We start from the raw sequence: 21892 nt of genomic DNA, 5'->3' as shown, positions 1-21892 counted from the left end.
TGCCCTGGCTGAGGCAACGTTCGCGGCTCATCGTAGCCAGCGGCATGCCTCCTCGGATAATCGGCTTGTTCAGCGCACAGTGGTCCGTGGTCCGTGGTCCCCGGTGTTTCCCGAGCAGGACGGGGGCAAGGCATGAGCGGCGTCTTTGCTGTGGGCTTCTTTGTGCTCGGGATCTGTACATTGGACGCTCTAATAGGCGTGATCGAGAGAGGTATTCCAAAACACCCGTTGCGAGCCCGCGAGGGTCTGCTGATTGTGATTCTCTACTTGAGCTCCCTCGCGGCAGGCGCGTGTTTCGTCCTTCTGGGGGTGGAGCTTTGGATAGCCGTATCAAGGTGAAGCGGTGGCCGGGCCGCGCTACACGTGTGGAGGTTCGCACTGATGATCTGGATGACATTGGCGAGGAAACTTTCACGCGGAGTCTGGCGGAGGCGGGCTTGGAGTCGCATATGCGGGTTGGCCTGCCGAAGGTATCGAAGTCGTCACCGTATGTGGTGACGATTCTTTTTGACGAGGGGCGTACCGATCAGGGTGCGCCCGGAACGGAGGTGGCGTTGTGAAGCGTTTGTTTAGGATGATGGCCGCGTTCGTGGATGCCACGACAGCAATGTTTGTAGAGTTCGCCGCAAAGGCCCGAGAGGACGCCAGAGAGTACCCCGCGCGAGAGTACGACCGCGGATATGAGCGAGGCGTCCGGGATGCGATCGGGGAGAGCCAGACCTTGCAAAAATTCCGAGCCCTGGGAGTCCGGCCAGAACAAGGAATGGATCACGCGTTGCAGTTGGCCGCGGCAGGAGCAGACGGTGGCCTCGTCAACATTTTCGCCAAGATCGCCGCATCTGGACGGATCGACCCCGAAACAACGCGACAGCTCGAGCACCACAACATTCGAATCGTCCCCGACCGAGAGGACTCCACCAATGGCGACTAGGCCACGTACTCGGGAGTTTTTCCCGAAGATGAAACAGCGCGGCCGGTACCGCGCATATCGAGCCCCGAGAACGAACCTGTTCCCGGGACTCGAGCAGTTACGGGTGGCGATGAGTGCTGTTGCGATCCAGACACAGGCGGCGCTGGTTAGTTTCGCTGCAATCGCCCACGGGTTGAAGCGCGTCCGCCAGGAGCAAGACGAGCGTGCACGAATCGCGGCGCTGGAAGCCCTACAAGCGACACCACATCCGACCTCTGCGCCACAGCGGCGCACCTGGTGGAAGCCATGGGACCGCGGGTGAGGCGCGTAATTATCGAGTCCCCGTATGCCGGGGATGTTGAGGGCAACTCGACGTATGCGCGGGCAGCGCTACGCGACAGCCTGATCCGGGGTGAGGTGCCGTTCGCATCGCACCTTTTGTACACCCAAGCGCTAGACGACACCGACCCTGCAGAACGCGAACTCGGCATCCGCGCGGGCCTGGAATGGGCCACCACCGCGCACGCAACCATCGTCTACCACGACCTAGGCATCTCGGCAGGCATGCAGCAGGGCATCGAAGCCGCGACCGCTGTAGGTCGTCCCATCGAATACCGAACTTTGAAGGAGAACCCATGACCGATCGACTGACCGTGCTTTTCAAGAGCGGCAACAAATTCGAGTTTGAAGCTGAGAGTTGGAGGATCACACTCTCGGACTTGGGAGAGGTCGAGAGCTTTGCTGTAACTGCTTCGAACCCCGAGATTGCCTTTATCGATATCGAGGGAGTCGACATCATCACTGCGGCACCGGTGAAGAGGATTGGAGGCTAGCATGACCGAGATCCGAACAACCTCATCTACCGGAGGCCAGAAGGGCACCAAGCCCGAACGGTATGACCTGATCCCCACGTTCCCCCTGGCGGAGTTGGCGCGCCTGTACGGGGAGGGCGCGAAAAAATACGACGACCACAACTGGGCCAAGGGCTACGAGCTATCCAAGTCGTATGCGGCTTTGAGCCGGCATCTCAACCAGTTCTGGAACGGTATCGACCGTGACGAAGAAACAGGTGTGCTGCACCTCGCAAACGTTGCTTGGCATGCGTTCACCATGATGGAACTCCTTGCCGCGCACCCGGAGTTCGATGACCGACGAAAAGACGCCGTACTGATCGACTGGGTCTCCGAGGGGCGCGAATCTCACGAAATTGAACCTGTCGGGGTCTCTGACGGAGATACCATCCGCGCTCGGATAAGAGGGATCGAGTATTCCGGCCCAGTGGTAGCAGTCGTGGGTTCATCGGTTTGGATCGACGCAATCCGTTTCGCGGGGAGCATCCCGCTGAAATGTGTCCATGAGGTCAACGGCAAGCCTTGGAAGTGGGTGGGTGAATGACTCTTGCTGAGGCTGTAGCGTCGGTTACTTTGCCAGTGACGACGAAGGTGTTTACCGAGTCGGGTGGGCTGCACACGGTTGAACTGCCGTGTCTGCTTGAACAGATCCAGGACGCCGTGGTGTCGTCGGGAAAGGACAGCGCCGGCGGGGGAGGTGGGGCAACAACAGGGTCGGTGCTGAACTCGGCCGCGTTCGATGAAGCAACGTACATTAGACGCGTCATCGGGTCATGGCGAACCGACCTCGGGCTGAAACGCATCCCCGAACTGGTCCAGGCTCTCAACGACTGGCACATGGTCTTCACTCGCACGAGTGGGGACCATGACTTGTTTATCCGGGAAATCCAGTCGTGGGCGGTGAAGATCAAACAGATCCTCGACCCACCTAAACGGTTGGAGATCGTGGGGCCCTGCCCGACGTGCAACGAAAGTCACTATTTGAACGGGGAAGGCGAGTGGGTGCCCAACCCGGTCGTGATCGAGTATCCACACGACATGGCGGATCTCAAAGAGGCTCGCGGCTACTGCCGAAGCCAGGAATGCGATGAAGTTTGGGAGGGAGCAACAACATTCATCTGGCTGAGGAGCCTCCTCGGCAAATAGAACACATTTTCGTAACGAACCACAACATCTTGTGGTGGGTGTCGAATCTGTGTACACTAGAAGCACGTCATCTTAGGGTGCGCAAAAACTCACAGAAAGGCCCTGGTACTTCAGTACCAGGGCCTTTTTGCGTTAACTTACGGCCAGTATCCATCGAGATAGAACGCCCAGACTCCCGCCAACTCGCAAGGGTAAAGACGGAGAGCGGGCGACCAGCATTACACGAGTGTGGAGCTGGCCGTAATCAACTACCAGGGCAGGGGTGCCCGGTCATGGTGCGTGGCGCGCACTGGTAGAAAACGCCCGGATAGCCCACGCACGGGCGGGGTCGGGATCACTGGGGTGTCCCGACCCCACACAACTTTGAAGGGGTCACATTGGCGCTCATGGATGATGCCGCTTACCGGGCGGACCTTGCAGGTGACCTGTCGAACGTGGCGATCGGTGCCAAGTACGGGGTGAATGAGTCCACCGTGCGAAAGCACCGCCGGCGCATCCAGCCGGCAGAGGCCCCCGATGTGGTGATGGGGCTTCGGCATCGAGCCGTGACCACCGAGGACGCTCGGGAATGGATTCGCGCCGGCGGCGACGACCCCGACGCGTACAACCTGAGCGTCCGGTCCATCGCCTACGGCGAAGGGCTCTGGTCAAACCGGGTCAGTGCGACTCCGAAGGCGGCATCTGGCGATGGGCCTGAATGGCCTGTTATTCAGTCGGCCCAGCCGGTGCATGTGTCGGTGCAGGAAATCCCGGACGCCCCTGCTCGCGGCCTGAAACTCGCAATCAAGGGCGCAGATACCCAAATCGGTTTCCGACAGCTCGCAGACGGCACCCTAGACCCCTTCCACGACGACCAGGCAATGGCCTTGTTCGTGGAAGTCTGTCGCCGGCATCAGCCGGAGAAAATTCAGATCCTCGGGGACTTCCTCGACCTTGCCGCGCAGGGCCGCTTCGCTCAAGAGGCAGCATTCGCGCAGACAACGCAGGCATCGATCGACCGCGGGCATCGGTTCCTTGCCGAGCTGCGGGCAGTAGCGCCTCGATCCGAGATCATCGTGATCGAAGGAAACCACGACAAGCGCATGCAGAACTTCATCGAAGCCAACGCCCTAGCCGCATTCGGGCTGCGGCGAGCGCAGATGCCCGATTCTTGGCCTGTCATGTCGCTGCCGAACCTTCTGCGTCTGGACGAGCTCGGCATCACCTACATGGATGCTTACCCGGCCGCGACCGACTGGGACAACGACACCACACGCAACATTCACGGCACCAAGGCCAACTCTCGCGGGTCCACCACGGCGCAATACGTGACCGACCTACCCCACATCAACACGTGGGCGGCTCACACGCACCGGGTGGAAATCACCTACAGGTCCGTTATGGGGCCGCGCGGAGAGGCCGTTGAATCGTATTCCGCCAACCCTGGCGCGCTATGCCGCACAGACGGTGCAGTGCCCTCGGTGAACGGCGCGATCGGTGCCGGGGGAGTCCCGGCGAAGGTGGTCGAGAACTGGCAGCAGGGCCTCGGGTTCAACTATTACAACGACACCGAGACATGGCCCGCCGTGTACCGCATCATCAACGGTACGGCCCTCATTGAGGGCGTGCTGATCGATGTGCCTGTGAATTAGGCGGGCAGCTCGAGACGTGCCGCGAGGCCTGGCATAAGGATCAGATTTCAACATAGCCGCGTGATGCGGAGAAACGGAGAAGGCGTGATGCCGAGAGAACAAATCAACCACCCTACCCAGCAGACGGATGCTCCCTGGGGCGATTCAGCCGTCCATGTCGGGTGGTACAACGACCCTGACGTGCAGAGCGGCGAAGGCACCGCAGGCTGGGTGCAGATCGGCCTTGAGGTCGACATTAGTTACGCCCAGTTCGCAGCCGCGAGCCCTAACGGCTGTGCCCCGAACCGGACGCTCATGTGGACGCCGGTCCTCACTGCGGCCGAAATCGACAAGGCCATTGCGGTGCTGAAGCGCGCTCGGAGGGCGCAGCGTAAGAACTAGCGCTGAACCTCACGTCTTTGGGGTGTGGGTTCTCTCCACTGCTCCCAACGGGTAGGCGTCTATTTGGGGTCCCGGATGCTATCTACTGCGATTTTGAGCCCCCGTACCGATAATCCGGTGAGTCGCTGCATTTCTACCCAGGTGGACCCGTTGTCGAGCGCTTCCACGATTTGCCGGTTGCGGTAGGCGACGAGGCTAGCTCGGCGTTCATTTACTGTTTCGAGTTTGGCGACAGTTTGGGCGAGTTCTTCGAGGTCCATATCGACACTTTACCATGTATTGCATTTGCACGCTTTACCTGGTAAAGTAAAAGCATGAGCGAAGAACAAGAAAATACCCCCCAGCGCACACTCGAAGACAAACTTGCCTGGGCCCTCCACGGAAAAGCGCGTTGGGAACACAGGCTCGAGCGAGCCAACGCGATGACCGAATCCGCCCATGAAATGGGAGGCGGAATACCCGGTTTTGGCCGTTCTGGAAACCAGCGAGCCGCACGTCAGGTTGGCGCAGCAACAGACCGGGCCTACAAGGCTTGGAAAGAGGCAACTGGGAAAGTCGCCTACTACGATTCCAAGGCCCGTAGCTACCAACTCCGCATCGCTGAGCGCGATCGCGTCCGGCTGGAACGCGCCGACATAATCGGTGCCCGCGTGGTTCGAACCCGGGTCGGGTGGCACAAAGTAGCGAGGATCAACGTTAAGACAGTCAGCGTCGAAACCGGATACTCCTGGGTTGACCGGTACCCCTTCGCTGAAATTCTCGAAGCAAGACAGTAACCCTAAACCCCCACGCTCACCGGTGGAGGTTTTCTATTTGAGGAGAAAAATGAGCACCCTTGAACTGACCCGCACCGAAACCGAAGCCGACTATCAGGCCGCTCGTGCACGCCGCGACCTCGCATTCAAGACCCCTCGCCCCGCCCACGTAGACGGTGAAGGGGACTGGCAGCTCACGACAGGGGAGCACGTCGGCGATGACTGACCTCGCCTGGAAGAACCCTCACGGCGCGTACATGGTGTGCCTGCATGGGGTGACGGCTAACGCTTGCTGCGGGCGTGTGGCTTACGGGGAGTGTGCTCACTTCTGGGGTCGGGAACGTGGCAGGGGAGGCCGGCGAGCTCTGGCCGCTAAGCGAACCTGTTTGAAATGTGGATCAACCAAGGCCACCTTTCAGGTGTTGAAGTAGGAGGTGGGTCCCATGAGTGACACACCGATCTATGACGCGCTCACCCAGAGGGTGCAGCCGACTGACATGTTTGCGGATGGAGGAGTCGTCCTTCCCAATCGGATGCCCTTCGTGTCCGCCGACGAATCTCGCGCCATCATAGGCGCGCTGCCCAAGGTGGCCAAGAGGTTGGTGACCCTGGGTGAGACCACGGGTAGCGCAACCATCCACTACCCCAAGGAGTAAAGACATGACTGAACAGGCCAAGAACCCACGCCTCCGGATCGTCCAGGTCGGGGAGCAGGTGGTCGGTAACGTGAGAACTCCTAAGCTCGCAATCATTCTTGACCGCCTCGATTCGGTGCAGGGGCAGTTTGAATATGCGGTAAGCCTCGACAAGGGCACGGACCACATCTTCCTTAGCTTTGGGGCCGAGTATGACCTCGAAGTAAGCAGAGGGGTATAGCTATGGCTTACGACAAGGAACAGTTCGACGCGATGGTGGCCGGGCTGAACGCTCAGGACATACCGGGCGTACACAAGGTAGCCAAGTCGCGTCTGCGGGCCGGCCAGGTAGTCGGTCGCATCATCGGCATCACCATTGTCTCCCTGGTCGGGGTAGCGGCTGTATCGCTGCTGGTGTGGGGGATCACTGCTATTTGGGGCGCGATCCTTGGGTAGCGGTGAAGCTCACCTCTGGGAGGGCCTGAGCAGCCCTTCCCTGGATGCCGGTGATCGAACACTGGTGGTGGCGCGGACTTGGGCTGAGGTGCGGCAGGTGCACACCTACCTCGCGCTACGAGCGCCAGAGGGTAGCAAGGTACGGCGTTCCGAGGGGAACGAGAGCATCACCTACCCCAACGGCGGGGTTGTTCGTTACGCCTCTGCCCGGGGGCAATCAGGGCGCGGCGAGTCGGTAGACGTGCTGTACTTCACAGACCCAGCACTGATGGCAGATGAACTACTCATGCGCCGCCTCCTGCCGTGCCTGGGCGCATCCAGTAGACCCCAGGTCAAGACGCTCGGGGATGCCCTCAAATAACCCCCGAGGGGGTGTCTAAACCCGGAGGGGGTCTCGGTAACCCCGGGGCCCCATCAAACCCGGGAGGGGCGCACAGGCAAGCAGGGGGCTTCATGTGAGGCCTTGCATGAAGGAGGGTAGTCATGGGTAGCGGTCTGAACGATCCCCAGTACATGGCCCAGAGGGATGCCCTCAAGCGTCTACGTCTTGACTGTTGGATATGTGAACAACCCATTGACTATGACGCACACTACACGCACAAGGACGCGTTCACTGCTGATCATGTCCAAGCGCGTTCAAAGGGCGGCTCGCTGTATGGAGAACTGAAGCCAGCGCATCGAGGATGCAACTCAAGACGCGGGAACCGTGGAACTCACATCACATCAGCTCCAAACACAGCGATGAAATGGTGACCCCAATGATCGCAAATGACACAAAAAGTGGTACAAAAAAGGTCGTGCGAGGGGTGGGGGGCCTCCCCTCTCCCCGGGGCCGCCTCCGACACTCCGCGCTTTAGTCATATGTGTGCGCGCTTGACATTGGTTTGACATGGACATGGTTTTGACATTGGAGGTCGGTATGCCTCGAGTGTTGAAGCCCTGCGGTACCGAGGCGGCGTATCGTCGTCACCTGCGCAATGGCGAGGAAGCGTGCGATGCATGCAAGGCTGCGGTTGCCGGAAAAAAGATGGATCGCCTCGATGGGGATCGGGATACACGGAAGTTGAGCGCGATCGCTTCTGCCGTGCCTGAACCCTCCGCTGAGGTTGCGCCAGCGTCGAGCGGCAGCGATGAGTACGACCCGTTGACAGATGCAAAAGAAAACTTGCGGCTTGTGAAGGCCGCGCTGAAAGAGGCTGTGCCTCGTGAAGTTTCGGCGTTGTCCAAGCGCCGGCAAGAGCTTGTGGCGTTGATTTCCGAGCTCGGCGGCAAGAAGGAGGTCTCGATTGCAGACCAGCTTGCAGAGCGCCGGGCAGCTCGTAGGAGAGCAGAACCCGAGGCTTCGGCTACTTCCTGACGTTTACGACCCGATCCTGTCGGCTGACCGTGCCGATGACATGGTGGGCATCGCGGAGATCGCCGGGTTGTATCTAGACCCGTGGCAGCAGATCGGGGCGGAATCACTCACCCTGACCCGCGCAGATGGCCGGTGGGCAGCGTTTGAAGCCTTCGTGGCCGCGAACCGGCAGCAGGGCAAAGGAACGATTATTGAGGCTCGCCAGTTAGCGGGCCTTTTTGTGTGGGAAGAAACCCTTCAGGTTTACACCGCGCACGAGTTCAAGACTGCGCAGGAGATGTTTCTTCGGATTCGGCAGCTTGTTGAGGCGACTCCCGAACTTGACCGGCTGGTGCAGCGCATCCGTACCGCTGATGGTGAAGAAGCTATCGAGACGAAGAACGGGTGCCGGCTGAAGTTCATGGCCCGCTCGAGTTCGTCAGGACGAGGGTTTACGGCTCCGACGCTGTATCTCGACGAGGCCATGAAGCTGAAGCGGCGCATGCAGGCCGCGATCATGCCGACAATGTCGGCGCTGTCTCTGAACCAGTCAACTCAGCTCATGTATTTCTCGTCTGCGGGGGAGCAGGATTCCGAGGTGCAGGAGAGCGTGCGCGAGCGCGCCCTGTCGGGGGAGTCCAAACGCCTGGTTTATGTCGAATGGTCCGTCCCACGTTGGGATGAGCTCTCGGCTGCCGACCGGGCACCGTGGCCGTCTCCTGCGGAGTATCGTGCCGACCCTGAGATTCATCGCCGTGCGAACCCAGGGTGGAATATTCGACTCGATCCTGACTTTGTGGTCAGCGAGATTGAGGCGATGGGCCCTGAACAGTTTGACCGGGAGCGGTTGGGCATCTGGGCGAAGATCGGCGGAGACGGGGTTATCCCCGTCGGTGACTGGCTGGACGCTGCCGGCGACCCGCTCGAGGTCGAGACCGCGGCGCGTGAGTGCGGACGCATCGCCTTCGGGGTGGATATCCCGCCGGCGCGTGACTCGGCGACCATTTCACTCGCTGCGGATCTCGGCGACGGCAAGTTCGCTGTATTCGTTGTGGACCGACGCGAGGGAGTCGTCTGGGTGCCTGACCGGCTGGCAGAACTCAAAGAGGCATGGAATCCGATTGCGTGCGTGTTCGATGAGCTCGCCGCAACCGGGACGCTCGTGCCCGAGGTGCGGCGTGCGAAGGTGCGCCCTCTGCTGATCAAGACGCGTGAGCTTGGCATTGCCTGTGCTCGTTTCTACGACTCGGTGGTTACTCCCGGCCCGGATGGCGAAGGCCGCGTGCTGGTGCACACCGGTCAGAAGGAACTCACCGACGCGGTGAAGTCTGCCGGCAAAAAGACCATGGGGTCCGACTCCGTTTGGAAGTGGGCCCGCACCGGCGAGGCGGATATCGCCCCGCTGATTTCAGCAACGTTGGCGCTGCATGTTTTGCAGAGCCGCAAGAAGACGACAAAGACGGCTGGTAGCGGCGGTCGAATGATTGTGATGGGGTGACCGTGCGAAGCCTTACTGAGGATGAGCAGAAGCTGTTCAACAAGATGCTGGACACGATCAACCAGAAGAAGCGCCGCAATGCTTTGCGGTCTCGGTATGCAGACTCGAAGCGGACGTTGCAGCAGGTTGGCATTTCAATCCCTCCTGAGATGCAGGATTTCCAGGCGGTGCTCGGCTGGCCTGAAAAGACTTGCTCGGTCATGTCTCGACGGATTCGCCCTCGAGGGTTTGCCTCGAGGGAAAAGAGCGCCCTGCTCGAAGGGGTCAAGGGTGAACTCCTGACCGCCGATGCGGTGCTGGCTGAAAAGCACGCGATCGATGCGTCTGCCCGGCATGGGGCAGCGTTCGTCTTTACCTCTCGGGGTGATGTCGGAGAGCCTGAAATCGTGTTTTCGGTTCGTTCTGCGCTTTCGGCTACGGCTATTCGTGATCCGCGATCGCGTCGAGTCTTGTCGGCTCTCGAGATCGCAGATGGTGTCTGGAACATGTGGCTGGATGGCAAGGTGCTTGTCATCGGACGCAACCAGAACCAATGGGGCGTGATCTCAGAGCTAACGATGACTCCTGGCCGGGTTTACTGCGTACCATACATTTTTGGTGAGTCCCTAGAAAGCCCGTTCGGGCGTTCTCGGATCACTCGCCCGGTCATGGCTCTCACCGACATGGCTGTGCGGGTTATGCTGCGCCAGGAAGTGTCCGCGGAGTTCTTTAGCGCTCCACAGCGTTTCATGCTCGGCGCGACCGAGGAAATGTTCACCGGCCCGAACGGGGAGCTGCGCACCGGCTGGGAGAACATTCTTGGCCGGCTGCTAGCTGTCCCCGACCCTGAAGATGATCTGGGTGAACGACACCGGGTGCAGGTGGGTCAGTTCGCGCAGCAGTCGATGCAGCCTCACAGCGATCACCTGCGGACTGTCGCGATGATGTTCTCTGGTGAGACCTCGATCCCTGCTGGGTACCTCGGCATTCTGCACGACAACCCGGCTTCCGCGGACGCTATCAACGCCTCCGAGGCTGACCTGGTATCGATCGCTGAGGAACAGTTGCCGTCGTACAGCGCTGCTCGCGTGGACCTGGCCCGAAATGTCGCCGCTCTGCTTGCGGGGGAGTACACCGCGAGCATGGCGAAGGACCTGTCTAAGCTGACCTCTCTGTGGCGGTCGCCTTCTACGCCGACGCAGGCTGCAACTGCGGATGCGACGTTGAAGCGGGTTACCGCGTTCCCGTGGATGGCTGACTCGGATGTTGCCTTGGAAGACATGGGATATGACGGCCCTACGCTCGATCGGTTGAAGTCAGACCGGGCCCGCGCGCAGGTCAACACGCTGCTGGGCTCGTTGTCTGATCGAATGGACGCGGCCGGCAACGATGCGGAAGTGGGTCCTGTGGCTGGACGACGCACCGAGGACTCGCCCTCTTCGGCTGAGGATGCTCAGACGTTCAAGGCCAAGTTCGATGCGCTGGGCGTTGCAGTGCGTGCCGGCGTCGATCCCGAGAATGCGGCTAGCTTGCTCGGTTTGAGTGGCATCAAGTTCACGGGTGCGGTTCCGGTGTCGCTGCGTATGCCGACCGACGAGAGTGCTGGGCTGGAAGAGCGATGACGACGGCTGTCCAGGTTGCGCGGTTTCGTGCCGCGACTGATGCGCTGTCTCTTGCGGCGACGGGTGAGGCTGTGGCCCTCTTTCGAGAGGTGGCACAGCCGAACCCCGTCGCGGTGCGGAAGGCGCTTATCAAGGGGCTGCCCGCAGTGCTGCAACCGTACATCACAGCGTCGGGGGAGTTGTCCGCGGTTTGGTATGAAGACCTGCGCCGCGAGGCTGTTGGGGCCGGGTTTTACGCTGAGCCCATCGATACCCTGGCGGATGGGCTGGTCTCCGGTATTGCCCGGCATGCGGTGTCGCCGCTGTTCGGGCAGGGCAATGCCACGGTGGCATCGCTGCTCGCTGGCAGCGTGCAAAAAGCTGTTGCCGGCGCGGGGCGCTCCACGATCGATTCGAACGTGCGCCGCGACCGAGTAAAGGTCGCCTATGCCCGAGTTCCGCAGGCCGGGTGTTGCGCGTTTTGCGCGATGCTCGCAAGCCGCGGCGCGGTCTACGGGTCTGAACGATCCGCCGGCGGTGTAGTCGGTCGAGGCGTTGAAGCTCATCGGGCGCATTCATCCTCTGGCCGGTACATCGGCATGCGGGGAGGCGGAACGAAGGTGCAGGGCGTGCAAGCACTGGGAAGCCAGTATCACAGCTTTTGCCGCTGCACAGCGACGCCCGTTTTCCAGGGGCAGGAAGTCCCATACGACCTGGCCAAGTACGAAGAAATGTACTCAGCCCTGTGGAGCGCCGAAAACGGCTACCACGATCTATCGAACATACGTTCTAAATACGGCATTCGATAGCCATAATCCACCGCCTCACGAGGCGGTTTTTTCATGCCCAACAGGGCGCACGTAAGCACTCGCGACGGTCAACAGCGAGGTGAAGGAGAACAGCATGCCTGAGAACGAGAACGACGCAGAAAACAGCACGGGCGGTAATGCAGGGTTTACGCCTCCTGCGACCCAGGAAGAACTGAACAGCCTCATCGCTGGTCGGCTCGAGCGGGAACGTGCTAAGTACGCCGATTACGAAGAGCTGAAGGCCAAGGCCGCGAAGCTTGCCGAGATCGAAGCCGAGAACCTCACGGAGATCGAGAAGGCAAATGCCGCCGCTGCGGCGGCGCTGGCGAGGGCAGAGGCTGCCGAGGCTTCGCTCGCTGATCGAGATGCAAAGGCTGCCCATTCTGCGCTGATCGCCGAGGTCTCGAAGACCACAGGCGTCCCCGCCGAACTCCTTCATGGCGAGACCAAGGAAGAGCTTGAAGCTCATGCTGTGGTCCTCGCGAAGTACGCCGGCCGAAAGGTCGATGTGGTGCCGACCGCAGGGAGCGGCGGAGAAGCCACGTCGGGTGGCGGCATGGCTGCTGGGCGCGAGCGCGCCCGCAAGAAGTAACTGACCTTTTCCAATTCTTTGAAAGGAGATCCTGATGGATCTGACTATCACCAAGGAAAGCTACGGCGGTTCCAAGCTGTCCTGGCTTGGATCGCGTCGCGGCGTTGATACCGCGCGCACCGTAACCATCGACCGTACCAAGCTGACGCCTGCGCAGGTCACTGCTGGCGTTCTGCCTGCTGGCACTCCGCTCGCGGCGTCGGCCAACAAGGTCGCTCCGTACACTGCCGCTGAGGGCCAGGTGTTCGTGGGCTTCCTGCTCACCGACCAGGCCATCAAGCCCGGCGGTGGCGACATCGTGGCCCCGCTGCTGGACCACGGCCGCATTCGTGTGGCAAAGCTTCCGGTGGCTTTCACCGCACCCGACAACGCGACTTCGTTCGTATTCGTCTAAAGAAAGGGGAATAGCACATGGCACTTTGGACTGATGTTGTTGATCCCGTAGAGCTCACCGGGTACGCCCGACAGACCCTCGAGGACTACGAGGCAAGCAAGGGATCGCTCGCGCGGTTCCTCCCGAACAAGACCATTGACGACATCGTGGCGCGTTTCCAGCGTGGCCGGGGTGGTCTGACCGAGGTTGCAGAGTACCGCGCGTACGACGCTGAGACCTCGGTCGGCGATGTTGAGGGTGGAGAGCGTGTGACGCTCGAGCTGCCCCCGCTGGGCCGTAAGCTCCGCAACTCCGAGTACGACCGTATTCGAGCACGTGGAAACGTCACCGACGAGTCGGTGCGCCCGACCATCGAGAAGTACGCCGGCCAGGTCGCCCGCGCAGTGTCGGACCGAATCGAGTTTGAGCGTGGCCGCGTCATCGACACTGCCAAGGTTGACATTAGCGAAAACGGCTTCATCGCTAAGGCTGATTTCGAGCGTCGCGCCGACTTCTCTGTTACCGCTGCGAACCTCTGGTCTGCTGCTGATGCTGACCCGCTGCGTGATATCGAAACCTGGCGTGCAGCTTACGTCGAGGAGAATGGCGAGGAGCCGGGTACCATCCTGACCTCCACCAAGGTTCTCAACGCTGCACTGAAGTCGGCTGCGGTTCGCGCGCTGGTTGCGGGTTCGGGCCCGGCCCCGACCGTGATCACTCGCGAGACCTTCAACACGATCCTTGCATCGTTTGGGCTGCCGGCGTTCGAGATCTTCGACCGTCGCGTGAAGCGAGGTGGCGCGAACGTCCGCGTAACCCCGGACGACAAGGTTTACCTGCTGCCTGCGGCAACCGACCCGAACGACCCGGAGGGCACTGACCTCGGCGCTTCGTTCTGGGGCACCACGGCCGAGGCTTCCGAGCCCGAGTACGGCATCCCCGTCGAGGAGCGTGGTGGTCTGGTCGTCGGAACCTACAAGAGCCTCGACCCGGTGGGTGTGTGGGTTCACGGTGCAGCGATCGGCCTGCCGGTCCTGACCAACCCGAACCTGAGCCTGGCGGCCAAGGTTCTCTAGCTAGTCCGTTAGGGCGGCCGGCGCTTGTCGGCCGCCCTTCATGGTGGGAGGTTTTCATGTCGAGGATTCGTTTGGATCTGGTTGGCGCTGTCTGGATTGATGGTGTCGCGTTGCTGGCTGGCGACGAGGTGCCTGAGGGGGCTGTCGTTGGCGAGCATGTGGTTGAGCCCGAGGGCGAAACCGAGACGGTCGAGGTAGTCGAGACCGTGGCTGGCGACGAGGTGCCTGAGGGGGCTCCGGAGAAGCCTAAGCGCGGGCGACCCCGCAAGACCGAATCGGAGTAGCTATGTGGGCGACCGTCGAGGATGTGAAACGTCGGTGGCTGCTGGCGGAGGCAATACCCGCGACCGATGACCAGATCGAAGGATTGATCGAGGAAGCCGAGGACACAATCCTTGGCCGGTTCCCCGATCTTCCATCGCGAGTTCCCAAGCCGATCCCTCTTCGTCGAGTGCAGAAAATCACGGTTGCGTTGGTTATTGAGACGCTCAAGAACCCGTCGGGGACACGGCAGGCCAATACCACCACGGGTCCGTTCACTGATTCGGTCACCTATGGTGGCGCGAACCCGGGCGCGATGATCTTGACCAACGATCAGATCAAGGAGTTGTCCGGTTCGCGCACGGGTGCGGCATTCACGGTGAACACGATCCCTGTGGGGTATCCATGGCGCTGACGGTAACTCGGATTCGTCTGGTGGATTCGGGACAGATCGATCGTGCCGGGAAGCCGATCATGGTTGAGGCCCGTACCGAGCACATCGCGAAAGCGTTCGCGCCGCTCGTTCAGGTTGAAGATGAAGACGTGGAGCGCACGGTTGCCAACTTTGGCGGCACCTTGTACTTCCGCCCGCCTCATTTTTGTTACGCAGAGGCTTCCGATCGCTTCGTTGTCCGCGGCGTCGAGTACGAGGCGGACGGCCCTGACGCTGATTGGCATCATCAGGATTCTCGGCATCGAGGAACGGTGATCGTACTGCGCCGGCACGAGGTAGCACATGGGTAAAACGAGGGTCAAAATCAACCGCGGAGAGTGGGGCCGCCAGGTCACAGGATCCGCTGGTGTGGAAAAGCATTTGGCTGGCCTGGCTGGTCAAGTCGCATCGCGACTTCCAGGCAGCACGGTGGAGACCGAGGTGACGAAGGTGGTTGCAGGCGGGCTTCGGGCTCGTGCGATCGTCACAACGAAGATCCCGTTTCAAACTGAAGTCGAGACAGGAGAGGCGCTTTCTGCTTTGCAAGCAGTTGTTTCGTCTGGTCACAAGTCCAACGGAAACTCTGGTGCGACTCGAAGTCGTAGGGCGGCGAAGAAGGTGTCGAAGAAGCGCGGGAACGCGATCATCAAGGCTCGCCGCAAAGCGAAGGGGGCGAAATGAGTGTTGTTTTTGACAGCTTGGTTGCCTCCGTTGTGCCGAAGCTTGATGCGATCCTGAAGGCTCGGCCTGAGCCGTGCGCGTCCGGGGTGACGGTAGCTAACAAGGTTCTTCCCGTGAAGGACCGCCGCTCAGGGTTCAAGGACCGTATGGTTGCGGTATTCCAGGGGCCAGGCGCTGGGGACTACGACACTTTGGATGACACCACGCTTCGGGTGCGGGTGATTTGCAAAGGCGAGTTCGACGCTGAGGATCTTGCGCACCTAGTGAAGGCGCTTTTCGAAGACGCGTGGGGCCGCGGCTTAGTCGATGGCGATCCGATCGTGCGCTGCAAGGTCTCTGCCGGCCCTGTCGAGGTGGTGGCGGCCGCCGAAGGCTTCGAATGGTACATGGTTGCGAATGTGACCCGGCGCGGAACCGATTTCCGCTGATCAAACAAGACTGACGCGCTCCCTCGGGGGCGCTTTTTCTATGCCCGGATTCGGGCGGATGGAGCAATGATGACTACTGCAGAAGACGCCCGCGCTGGGCTGACTGCCGCAAACGTGCGGGTCGCAGTTACGGGTGCATGGTTTGTGGGTGAGACGAGCGCGCCAGCCCCGACTGGTCCGGGCGATTCGCTCGCTCAGTACCGCAACCTTGGATACCTGAGCGAGGACGGGACCTCTCGCACGATCGACCGATCGACCACGTCGCTTCGCGCATGGCAGGACGCCGCCGAAGTTCGCGTGGTCGTGACCGAATCGGGTATCTCGTACACGTTCACTCTGATCGAGACAAACCGCGAGACCGTGGCTCTCTACAACGGCCTCAAGGAATCCGACATCGGCGCTGACGGCACCTATGTCGTGAACCCCGGCCGTACTGGCGGCCGCCGCTCGTTCGTTTTCGTGGTCTTCGACGGTGCTTATGAGCGCCTGGTGTGGATCCCCGAGGGTGAGGTCACCGAAGTTGGCGACCAGACCAACGCTTCTGGTGAGGCCATCGGGTACGAGATCACCATCAAGGGCTACCCGTCCTCGAAGATCGACGGCGGCACCGAGAAGGTGTTTGACCCGGCCCTGGCGTCCACTGGCGATGCTGCGGCTAAGTCTGCTGGCAAGGACAAGTAACAGACCAGGTGGACGCGTTGCGTGGGGCGCGTCCACCTTTCCTTTTCCCACGCATTCACTTTTTCCCTACGCAAGGAATCACGATGCTTGAAATTACCCCAAAGGGTCGACCTAACTTCAAATTCTCGTATGACGGTGAGGTGTATGAGCTGCCGGGCATTGCCCCTCAGGCCATCCTCACGGCCACAGATGGTGTGCCCAAGCCGAAGGTCTACGCAGGCGCTCAGAAGGATGCCTATGACCAGATGGTGTCCCAGGCGCTGATCAACGTTTTTCTCACGGCGGTGCTGCCAGAGTCGCTGACGTCGCGGCCGACGTGGGACGCCTACGAGCACACCGGTGAAATCTTCTCCGCATGGTCGGAGTACGTCGAACTGGGGAAATCCAAGAGCTCCGACGCCTAGCGGCGGAGCACGAAGACGAGTTCGTTTACGAACTTCGCAAGGGCGGGTGGTCAGTCGCTGATCTGCGCGAGAGCGGCTGCCTAAGTGAGGTGCTGTCATGGCTGCGCATTTCCGCTCGAGATCCCGCGTCGTGGCTGCATGCGGCGATCAACGGGTGGAAGTATCCGCTGTCTCGTGAGGGGCAAATCCTACTCGAGCTGTATGACCTGACGCTCGCGATCAATTCGAGCAAGAAGAAGCCGAAGCCGTCGCCTCGTCCGTGGCAGACGGGGCAGCGAATCAGTGCTACGGCGGTGCCGATCGAGGAAGCACGTGAACGCCTTGCAGGGCGCGGAATGAAGCAAGAGGGGCTGGCCTGATGGTCAGCCCCTCTTGCGTACACAGGGGGTGTGTATGGCTGAAGCTGCTGTAGCTGAGGTATCGCTGATTATTGTCAGCAAGGGGGCAGGTAAACAGGTCGCCGACGAGATCGACAAGGACAATCCCGGTGAGAAGGCTGGGAAGTCTGTTGGCGACAAGATGCTGGGCGGCATTGGGAAAGCCCTCAAAGGCGGCGCAATTGCCGTGGGTGCGATTGCGGTTGGTGGCATCGGTACTGCCCTGGTGAAGGGTTTTAGTCGTCTTGATGGAATCGACCAGGCGAAGGCCAAGCTGACCGGTTTGGGGCACTCTGGCGAAACCGTCCAGCTCATCATGGACAACGCTCTCGCGTCCGTGAAGGGCACTGCTTTCGGGCTGGCAGAGGCCGGCACGTCGGCGGCAAATGCCGTCGCTGCGGGCGTGAAGCCAGGCAAGGACCTCGAGCGCACTCTGAAGCTGGTTGCAGATGCTTCGACTATCGCTGGCACCGATATGGGCACTATGGGCGCAATCTTCAATAAGGCGGCCGCATCGAACAAGGTCCAGATGGACGTGATCAATCAGCTCCACGATGCCGGGGTGCCGGCACTCGCGTTCCTCGCGGACAAGATGGGCGTGACCGCTGAAGAAGCTTCCAAGATGGCTTCGAAGGGCCAGGTCAGCTTCGCTATCTTCCAAGACGCGATGGAGCAAGGCCTGGGTGGCGCGGCGGCATCGTCGGGGGCCACGTTCAAGGGCGCTCTCGACAACATGGGCGCGGCGATGGGGCGGCTGGGTGCCGACTTGCTCTCGGGAATCTTCCCGGAAATCAAGGACGGTTTCGGCAACCTGACAACCCTGTTTGATGACCTAGGCCCTGTTGCCAAAGACGTAGGCAAGGCCATCGGCGAGACCGCCAAGACCGTGGGCGAGGGCATCAAAGACTTGGTATCCGGGCTCACGATGAACAAGGAAACTCGCGACCAGTTCGGGAGCGACCTCGAAGGCCTGGTCAAGGTCGGTGCTGATGTGCGCCAAGCATTCGAGACCACGGGCGAGGTTATCCAAAACGTCTTCGGGTGGGTCCAAGCGAACAGCGGATGGCTCGGACCCGTAGCAGTTGGCGCAGGCGCTGCGGCTGCTGCGTTTGCAGCATGGAACATCGCTTTGGGTATTTGGAGCGGAATCACAAAAGCGGCAGCTCTTGTTCAGGCCGCCTTCAACGCAGTTATGGCTGCCAACCCAATCATGTTGGTCATCATGGCAGTGGCGGCGCTGGTGTCTGGACTGGTCTACTTTTTCACTCAAACCGAGCTGGGGCAGGAAATTTGGGATAATTTCACCAAGTTTCTTGGTGAGGCATGGGACAACATTGTTGCCGGTTTCCAGGCCGTAGTCGATTTCTTCGTGGACGCCTGGAACAACGTCGCGAACTTCTTTAGTGACGCGATCGACAACATCGTCTCGTTTGTGCAAGACCACTGGGGTCTACTGCTGTCGCTCCTGATTGGCCCGATGGGCCTTGCGATCCAATGGATCGTGGAGCATTGGGAAGAAATCAGCGACTTTTTCGTGAGCTTCTACAACGACACGATCAAACCCATTTTCGATGGGATCGGTGAAGTGTTCACGTGGCTGCACGAGAACGTTTTGGTGCCTTTGGTCAGAGGTATTGAGATTGGTTTCGCCCTCATGGCTGCGGCGGCTCAGTGGCTGTATGACAATGCCATCAAGCCTGTGTTTGAGGGAATCGGAAGGGTCTTTACCTGGCTGTATGAGAGCGTCGTTAAGCCGGTGTTTGATGGGATCGCGGCGGTCTTCACCTGGATTCATGACAACGTCATCGCTCCGATTGTTGCTGGTATCGATCTGTACATTCGGGCCGTGGGGTTCGTCTTCACCTGGCTGTACGAGAACGCAGTGAAGCCGGCCATTGATGGCATTACAAACGTGATCGTCTGGATTTACGAGAACGTCATCAAGCCTGTGTTTGACGGCTGGGTAAACATCATCAACGGGATCGGGGCGATTTTCACCTGGCTGTTTGAAAACGTCTCGGTACCAGTGTTCGAGGGCATTGCAAACCTGATCACCTGGATTCAGGAAAACGTGTTCAAACCGTTTGGAGACTTTATCGATTCCGTGATGACGGGCATCGGTGAAGTGTTCACCTGGCTGCACGAGAACGCGGTCCAGCCGGCGTTGGATGGCATCGGTAAGGGCATGCAATGGGTTCAAGACAACGTGATCCAGCCCGTGTCTCAAGGGATCACCGGGTTCATCACTGGAATCGGGGAGACAGTGGACAGCGTTTTCGGTGCAATCCCTGGGTTCATGGAGAAGGCGTTCAATACCGCCAAGGACCTGATCAAGATGCCTATTAACGGGATCATTGATCTGATCAATGGCGCTATCGGCGGTATCAACTCGATGGCGATTGACATCCCCGATTGGTTCCCAGGTGATCTGGGTGGCAAAACTATCGGGTTCAATATTCCAAAGATTCCGCGCCTTGCCCAGGGCGGAATCATTTCAAAGCAGCCAGGCGGGATTCTGGCAAACATCGGCGAAGGCAAATACGACGAAGCCGTTGTGCCATTGAATCGAAAATTCTATGACGCACTCGAGGGCAACTCGTCTGCCCCAGTAGCTGGCGGAGACACCATCAATATTCACGCAACCGAGCGGATGTCTGAGGCAGAACTTGCCCAGCGGGTGCAGGCCGAACGCAATTGGGCTTTGAGGGGGGCATGATGGAAATCAGACTGAACCCTATTGGGAGTGCCGTCGCGCTGGTTATGCGTGGCGGCGCTTCTGTTTTCGGAGATGAGCGCGGATTTGTCGTTGGACCTGACGGGTTCAAGGGGTGGGACGACGGAGTGTCATTTCGATCTAATCGTGCTGACCGGCCAACGGGCCACGGGCAGTTCCATGATCGTGGATTTATGGACGCTCGAGTGGTCACCATTTCTGGGCATGCCTTTGCGGGGAGCGCGCAGGAGCTTGACTCGATGCGGTGGAAGCTCACGGGTTTCCTTTCGGATGGGGAAAAGGGACGCATCACTGTGGATCATCTGGGTTCGACTACATGGGCTGATTGTGATGTAACTGATGTGAAGTTTGAAGTTTTGGCGGCTGATGCCACCGTGGCGAGGTTTCAAATTTCTTTAGTGTGTGTTGACCCAAGACGGTATGGAGAGACGCGCCGGTTTGGTGCTGGCGACATGGTTTTTCATCGGGGAAACGCACATGCTTCACCGATTATCACGGTGTCGGGGTCTGTCCCCTCGGGCGGGTACGTGGTGTGGGCTGATGGGGGCAAGCATTTTCGAGTGCTTGTCCCCTTGGTCGCAGGACGCCCTCACGTTATTGACATGGCTACGGGGTACATCATGGTCAACGGTTCAGTGGTTCCCGCTGCTGGCGGCGACGGACGGGTCTGGACGATCCCTGGGGGGCGAAGAATGCAACACACCGTTTCTTCCGCTTCAGGGTCAGCATCAATTTCCATCGCAGTGAAAGATACGTGGATCTGATGGCGTGGACATTTTGGTTGTGCGATACACGAACGGGACGCAAGCAGTTTCGGGTGGATCCTGAATCGGCGAATTTTAGTGTCGCGATCAACTCCGCTGGGGAACAATCCGTTTCGTTCCGGATGGGCGAGGGCCCAATCGATCGTGAACAGTGGCGCGAGTACACACGAAAGTGGGCATACTCGCTCGCGAGATGCTGGGATGACGGCACCAACGAGTACGTGATCGCTGCCGGCCCCATCGTTGCTCGGACGTACTCGCCCGCAACTAGAACCCTGACACTGAAGGCAAAGGGCATTCGGGAGTTCTTCTCCAAACGGTGGCCTTTCGGAGTAACTGGGTATTGGGAGAGCCCTGCTGAAGCGCTACCGGGGCGTTTGGTGATCCAAAACCAGACATTGGTTTCTATTGCTGCGCGGGTCATCGAACAGGGCCTCACCGGGCCTTTCCCGATGTACTCGCTTCCGATAGAGCTTTCCCCAGTAGAGGCTGGCCAGCACTCCCGAACATATGAGAACTACCTAGTTCCTACCGTCGAAGACGCGTTGCAGGAAATTCAGGAAGTCGAGGGCGGGCCCGATTTTGATTTCTGGGCTCGCTGGAATTCGAATGACACCCTGGGCTGGGTTATGCGTACGGGGCGGCTGCCTGGCAGCACATGGTATTTCGATCTCTCCGCCCCGCAGCCGGAAATGATCCTGGAATCAGTAACCGATGACGGGCAGACACAAACCACGGGGATTCTCGCAGTCGGTGCCGGGTCCGAGCAGGACATGGCGGTTGCAGGGTTTGGGTTGGGAAGCGTCTCTCCGTTCACTACTCCCGCGCTGGACCGGTCCATCCAGCTCAAAGACATTGACTCGAAGCAGATCCTGTTCTCTCACGCTGTCACCGAGGTGACCACGCTGACTAACGGAACCGAGCAGTGGTCTGTGAGCATCCCCGCGGGAGGCCTTCAAGGAGTGGAAAAGCTGCGCATCGGAGACTCGATCGCTATCAAGAGCGATGGCGATCCGTGGATATTCGATGGGCTGAGAACGTTCCGATTGATCGGGTTCTCCGGCGACCTGTCCGACCGAATCAAACTCGAACTTCAGTAG

At 60.0% G+C, this 21892-nt stretch carries 30 protein-coding genes; 29 read left to right on the top strand and 1 reads right to left on the bottom strand.

The features are described 5' to 3' along the window. The first annotated feature begins 556 nt into the window (after positions 1-556). The 7 genes from IE92_RS0105635 to IE92_RS0105605 all read left to right on the top strand — a co-directional run bounded on the left by IE92_RS0105635 (position 557) and on the right by IE92_RS0105605 (position 4919). Positions 557-931: a hypothetical protein gene (locus IE92_RS0105635; RefSeq protein ID WP_030143893.1), complete on the top strand. Its 375-nt coding sequence runs from the start codon at positions 557-559 to the stop codon at positions 929-931. A gap of 297 nt (positions 932-1228) precedes the next feature. Further along, on the top strand, positions 1229-1549 hold the full coding sequence (locus IE92_RS0105630; RefSeq protein ID WP_030149780.1) for a DUF7768 domain-containing protein: 321 nt from the start codon (positions 1229-1231) through the stop codon (positions 1547-1549). After that, complete coding sequence (locus IE92_RS0105625) at positions 1546-1743, top strand: hypothetical protein (protein WP_030143891.1); 198 nt, start codon at positions 1546-1548, stop codon at positions 1741-1743. The genes IE92_RS0105630 and IE92_RS0105625 overlap by 4 nt, the downstream gene beginning before the upstream one ends. Position 1744: 1 nt before the next feature. Continuing rightward, positions 1745-2305 carry a dATP/dGTP diphosphohydrolase domain-containing protein gene (locus IE92_RS17180; protein WP_051701806.1) on the top strand — a complete coding sequence of 187 codons (561 nt, stop codon included), beginning with the start codon at positions 1745-1747 and terminating at the stop codon, positions 2303-2305. Beyond that, positions 2302-2907 carry a DUF7341 domain-containing protein gene (locus tag IE92_RS0105615; protein WP_030143889.1) on the top strand — a complete coding sequence of 202 codons (606 nt, stop codon included), beginning with the start codon at positions 2302-2304 and terminating at the stop codon, positions 2905-2907. Before IE92_RS17180 ends, IE92_RS0105615 begins: the two co-directional genes overlap by 4 nt. Before the next feature lie 386 nt (positions 2908-3293). Further along, positions 3294-4538, top strand: coding sequence for a hypothetical protein (locus tag IE92_RS0105610; protein WP_030149782.1), 1245 nt, complete (start codon positions 3294-3296; stop codon positions 4536-4538). 84 nt (positions 4539-4622) lie between these two features. Next, a complete protein-coding gene (locus IE92_RS0105605) occupies positions 4623-4919 on the top strand; it encodes a hypothetical protein (protein ID WP_156027414.1) in 297 nt (98 codons plus the stop codon). Positions 4920-4978: 59 nt separating this feature from the next. On the opposite strand, the gene IE92_RS18220 is transcribed toward IE92_RS0105605, so the two are convergent. Further along, the gene (locus IE92_RS18220) at positions 4979-5179 is read right to left on the bottom strand and encodes a hypothetical protein (RefSeq protein WP_156027413.1); all 201 of its coding nucleotides are present in this window, start codon (positions 5177-5179) and stop codon (positions 4979-4981) included. Between the two features lie 54 nt (positions 5180-5233). On the opposite strand from IE92_RS18220, the gene IE92_RS18215 reads away from it, so the two are divergent. From IE92_RS18215 to IE92_RS0105510, 22 genes are all read left to right on the top strand, one after another. Next, the gene (locus IE92_RS18215) at positions 5234-5695 is read left to right on the top strand and encodes a hypothetical protein (protein ID WP_156027412.1); all 462 of its coding nucleotides are present in this window, start codon (positions 5234-5236) and stop codon (positions 5693-5695) included. Between the two features lie 49 nt (positions 5696-5744). Then, on the top strand, positions 5745-5900 hold the full coding sequence (locus IE92_RS18210; protein WP_156027411.1) for a hypothetical protein: 156 nt from the start codon (positions 5745-5747) through the stop codon (positions 5898-5900). A 217-nt stretch (positions 5901-6117) separates the two neighbouring features. Then, complete coding sequence (locus tag IE92_RS0105595; protein WP_030143886.1) at positions 6118-6330, top strand: hypothetical protein; 213 nt, start codon at positions 6118-6120, stop codon at positions 6328-6330. Positions 6331-6334: 4 nt separating this feature from the next. Then, a complete protein-coding gene (locus IE92_RS0105590) occupies positions 6335-6550 on the top strand; it encodes a hypothetical protein (RefSeq protein ID WP_030143885.1) in 216 nt (71 codons plus the stop codon). 2 nt (positions 6551-6552) lie between these two features. Continuing rightward, positions 6553-6765: a hypothetical protein gene (locus tag IE92_RS0105585; protein ID WP_030143884.1), complete on the top strand. Its 213-nt coding sequence runs from the start codon at positions 6553-6555 to the stop codon at positions 6763-6765. Between the two features lie 889 nt (positions 6766-7654). Further along, a complete protein-coding gene (locus IE92_RS18730; RefSeq protein ID WP_211250756.1) occupies positions 7655-8122 on the top strand; it encodes a hypothetical protein in 468 nt (155 codons plus the stop codon). Continuing rightward, positions 8052-9599, top strand: coding sequence for a hypothetical protein (locus tag IE92_RS0105575; protein ID WP_051701807.1), 1548 nt, complete (start codon positions 8052-8054; stop codon positions 9597-9599). The genes IE92_RS18730 and IE92_RS0105575 overlap by 71 nt, the downstream gene beginning before the upstream one ends. A gap of 2 nt (positions 9600-9601) precedes the next feature. Further along, positions 9602-11200 (top strand): phage portal protein, encoded by a 1599-nt coding sequence (locus IE92_RS0105570; RefSeq protein WP_156027410.1) that lies wholly within the window; start codon positions 9602-9604, stop codon positions 11198-11200. After that, complete coding sequence (locus tag IE92_RS0105565; RefSeq protein ID WP_030143880.1) at positions 11197-11988, top strand: VG15 protein; 792 nt, start codon at positions 11197-11199, stop codon at positions 11986-11988. The genes IE92_RS0105570 and IE92_RS0105565 overlap by 4 nt, the downstream gene beginning before the upstream one ends. Before the next feature lie 94 nt (positions 11989-12082). Then, the gene (locus IE92_RS17175; RefSeq protein WP_051701808.1) at positions 12083-12580 is read left to right on the top strand and encodes a hypothetical protein; all 498 of its coding nucleotides are present in this window, start codon (positions 12083-12085) and stop codon (positions 12578-12580) included. 34 nt (positions 12581-12614) lie between these two features. Then, positions 12615-12974: a hypothetical protein gene (locus tag IE92_RS0105555; RefSeq protein WP_030143878.1), complete on the top strand. Its 360-nt coding sequence runs from the start codon at positions 12615-12617 to the stop codon at positions 12972-12974. 17 nt (positions 12975-12991) lie between these two features. Continuing rightward, entirely contained in the window at positions 12992-14029 is a 1038-nt protein-coding gene (locus IE92_RS0105550; protein ID WP_030143877.1) for a major capsid protein, read from the top strand. A 56-nt stretch (positions 14030-14085) separates the two neighbouring features. Beyond that, on the top strand, positions 14086-14313 hold the full coding sequence (locus IE92_RS0105545) for a hypothetical protein (RefSeq protein ID WP_030143876.1): 228 nt from the start codon (positions 14086-14088) through the stop codon (positions 14311-14313). 2 nt (positions 14314-14315) lie between these two features. Then, a complete protein-coding gene (locus IE92_RS0105540; protein WP_030143875.1) occupies positions 14316-14705 on the top strand; it encodes a hypothetical protein in 390 nt (129 codons plus the stop codon). Next, on the top strand, positions 14696-15034 hold the full coding sequence (locus IE92_RS0105535) for a hypothetical protein (RefSeq protein ID WP_030149783.1): 339 nt from the start codon (positions 14696-14698) through the stop codon (positions 15032-15034). Before IE92_RS0105540 ends, IE92_RS0105535 begins: the two co-directional genes overlap by 10 nt. Positions 15035-15092: 58 nt before the next feature. Next, a complete protein-coding gene (locus tag IE92_RS18205) occupies positions 15093-15404 on the top strand; it encodes a hypothetical protein (RefSeq protein WP_156027409.1) in 312 nt (103 codons plus the stop codon). After that, complete coding sequence (locus tag IE92_RS0105530) at positions 15401-15832, top strand: hypothetical protein (protein ID WP_030143873.1); 432 nt, start codon at positions 15401-15403, stop codon at positions 15830-15832. The genes IE92_RS18205 and IE92_RS0105530 overlap by 4 nt, the downstream gene beginning before the upstream one ends. A 69-nt stretch (positions 15833-15901) precedes the next feature. Further along, entirely contained in the window at positions 15902-16513 is a 612-nt protein-coding gene (locus tag IE92_RS0105525; protein WP_156027408.1) for a phage tail tube protein, read from the top strand. Between the two features lie 83 nt (positions 16514-16596). Continuing rightward, positions 16597-16917, top strand: a complete 321-nt coding sequence (locus IE92_RS0105520) for a hypothetical protein (RefSeq protein ID WP_030143871.1) — start codon at positions 16597-16599, stop codon at positions 16915-16917. A gap of 89 nt (positions 16918-17006) precedes the next feature. Next, positions 17007-17276, top strand: a complete 270-nt coding sequence (locus IE92_RS18200; RefSeq protein ID WP_156027407.1) for a hypothetical protein — start codon at positions 17007-17009, stop codon at positions 17274-17276. A gap of 34 nt (positions 17277-17310) precedes the next feature. After that, positions 17311-20010 (top strand): tape measure protein, encoded by a 2700-nt coding sequence (locus IE92_RS17170; protein WP_030143870.1) that lies wholly within the window; start codon positions 17311-17313, stop codon positions 20008-20010. A 772-nt stretch (positions 20011-20782) separates the two neighbouring features. Next, positions 20783-21892 carry a hypothetical protein gene (locus IE92_RS0105510; protein WP_030143869.1) on the top strand — a complete coding sequence of 370 codons (1110 nt, stop codon included), beginning with the start codon at positions 20783-20785 and terminating at the stop codon, positions 21890-21892.

The sequence above is a fragment of the Mycetocola saprophilus genome, assembly GCF_000718085.1.
Classification (GTDB): domain Bacteria; phylum Actinomycetota; class Actinomycetes; order Actinomycetales; family Microbacteriaceae; genus Mycetocola; species Mycetocola saprophilus.
Note: the sequence above shows the minus strand (reverse complement) of the source record. Positions and strands in the feature narration are given on the sequence as shown.

Coding starts and splice junctions, on each gene's coding strand:
- IE92_RS0105625 (WP_030143891.1), top strand. CDS start 1,546: ATGACCGATCGACTGACCGTGCTTTTCAAGAGCGGCAACAAATTCGAG.
- IE92_RS17180 (WP_051701806.1), top strand. CDS start 1,745: ATGACCGAGATCCGAACAACCTCATCTACCGGAGGCCAGAAGGGCACC.
- IE92_RS0105615 (WP_030143889.1), top strand. CDS start 2,302: ATGACTCTTGCTGAGGCTGTAGCGTCGGTTACTTTGCCAGTGACGACG.
- IE92_RS0105610 (WP_030149782.1), top strand. CDS start 3,294: ATGGATGATGCCGCTTACCGGGCGGACCTTGCAGGTGACCTGTCGAAC.
- IE92_RS18220 (WP_156027413.1), bottom strand. CDS start 5,179: ATGGACCTCGAAGAACTCGCCCAAACTGTCGCCAAACTCGAAACAGTA.
- IE92_RS18215 (WP_156027412.1), top strand. CDS start 5,234: ATGAGCGAAGAACAAGAAAATACCCCCCAGCGCACACTCGAAGACAAA.
- IE92_RS18210 (WP_156027411.1), top strand. CDS start 5,745: ATGAGCACCCTTGAACTGACCCGCACCGAAACCGAAGCCGACTATCAG.
- IE92_RS0105595 (WP_030143886.1), top strand. CDS start 6,118: ATGAGTGACACACCGATCTATGACGCGCTCACCCAGAGGGTGCAGCCG.
- IE92_RS0105590 (WP_030143885.1), top strand. CDS start 6,335: ATGACTGAACAGGCCAAGAACCCACGCCTCCGGATCGTCCAGGTCGGG.
- IE92_RS0105585 (WP_030143884.1), top strand. CDS start 6,553: ATGGCTTACGACAAGGAACAGTTCGACGCGATGGTGGCCGGGCTGAAC.
- IE92_RS18730 (WP_211250756.1), top strand. CDS start 7,655: ATGGACATGGTTTTGACATTGGAGGTCGGTATGCCTCGAGTGTTGAAG.
- IE92_RS0105565 (WP_030143880.1), top strand. CDS start 11,197: ATGACGACGGCTGTCCAGGTTGCGCGGTTTCGTGCCGCGACTGATGCG.
- IE92_RS17175 (WP_051701808.1), top strand. CDS start 12,083: ATGCCTGAGAACGAGAACGACGCAGAAAACAGCACGGGCGGTAATGCA.
- IE92_RS0105555 (WP_030143878.1), top strand. CDS start 12,615: ATGGATCTGACTATCACCAAGGAAAGCTACGGCGGTTCCAAGCTGTCC.
- IE92_RS0105550 (WP_030143877.1), top strand. CDS start 12,992: ATGGCACTTTGGACTGATGTTGTTGATCCCGTAGAGCTCACCGGGTAC.
- IE92_RS0105545 (WP_030143876.1), top strand. CDS start 14,086: ATGTCGAGGATTCGTTTGGATCTGGTTGGCGCTGTCTGGATTGATGGT.
- IE92_RS0105540 (WP_030143875.1), top strand. CDS start 14,316: ATGTGGGCGACCGTCGAGGATGTGAAACGTCGGTGGCTGCTGGCGGAG.
- IE92_RS0105535 (WP_030149783.1), top strand. CDS start 14,696: ATGGCGCTGACGGTAACTCGGATTCGTCTGGTGGATTCGGGACAGATC.
- IE92_RS0105530 (WP_030143873.1), top strand. CDS start 15,401: ATGAGTGTTGTTTTTGACAGCTTGGTTGCCTCCGTTGTGCCGAAGCTT.
- IE92_RS0105525 (WP_156027408.1), top strand. CDS start 15,902: ATGACTACTGCAGAAGACGCCCGCGCTGGGCTGACTGCCGCAAACGTG.
- IE92_RS0105520 (WP_030143871.1), top strand. CDS start 16,597: ATGCTTGAAATTACCCCAAAGGGTCGACCTAACTTCAAATTCTCGTAT.
- IE92_RS17170 (WP_030143870.1), top strand. CDS start 17,311: ATGGCTGAAGCTGCTGTAGCTGAGGTATCGCTGATTATTGTCAGCAAG.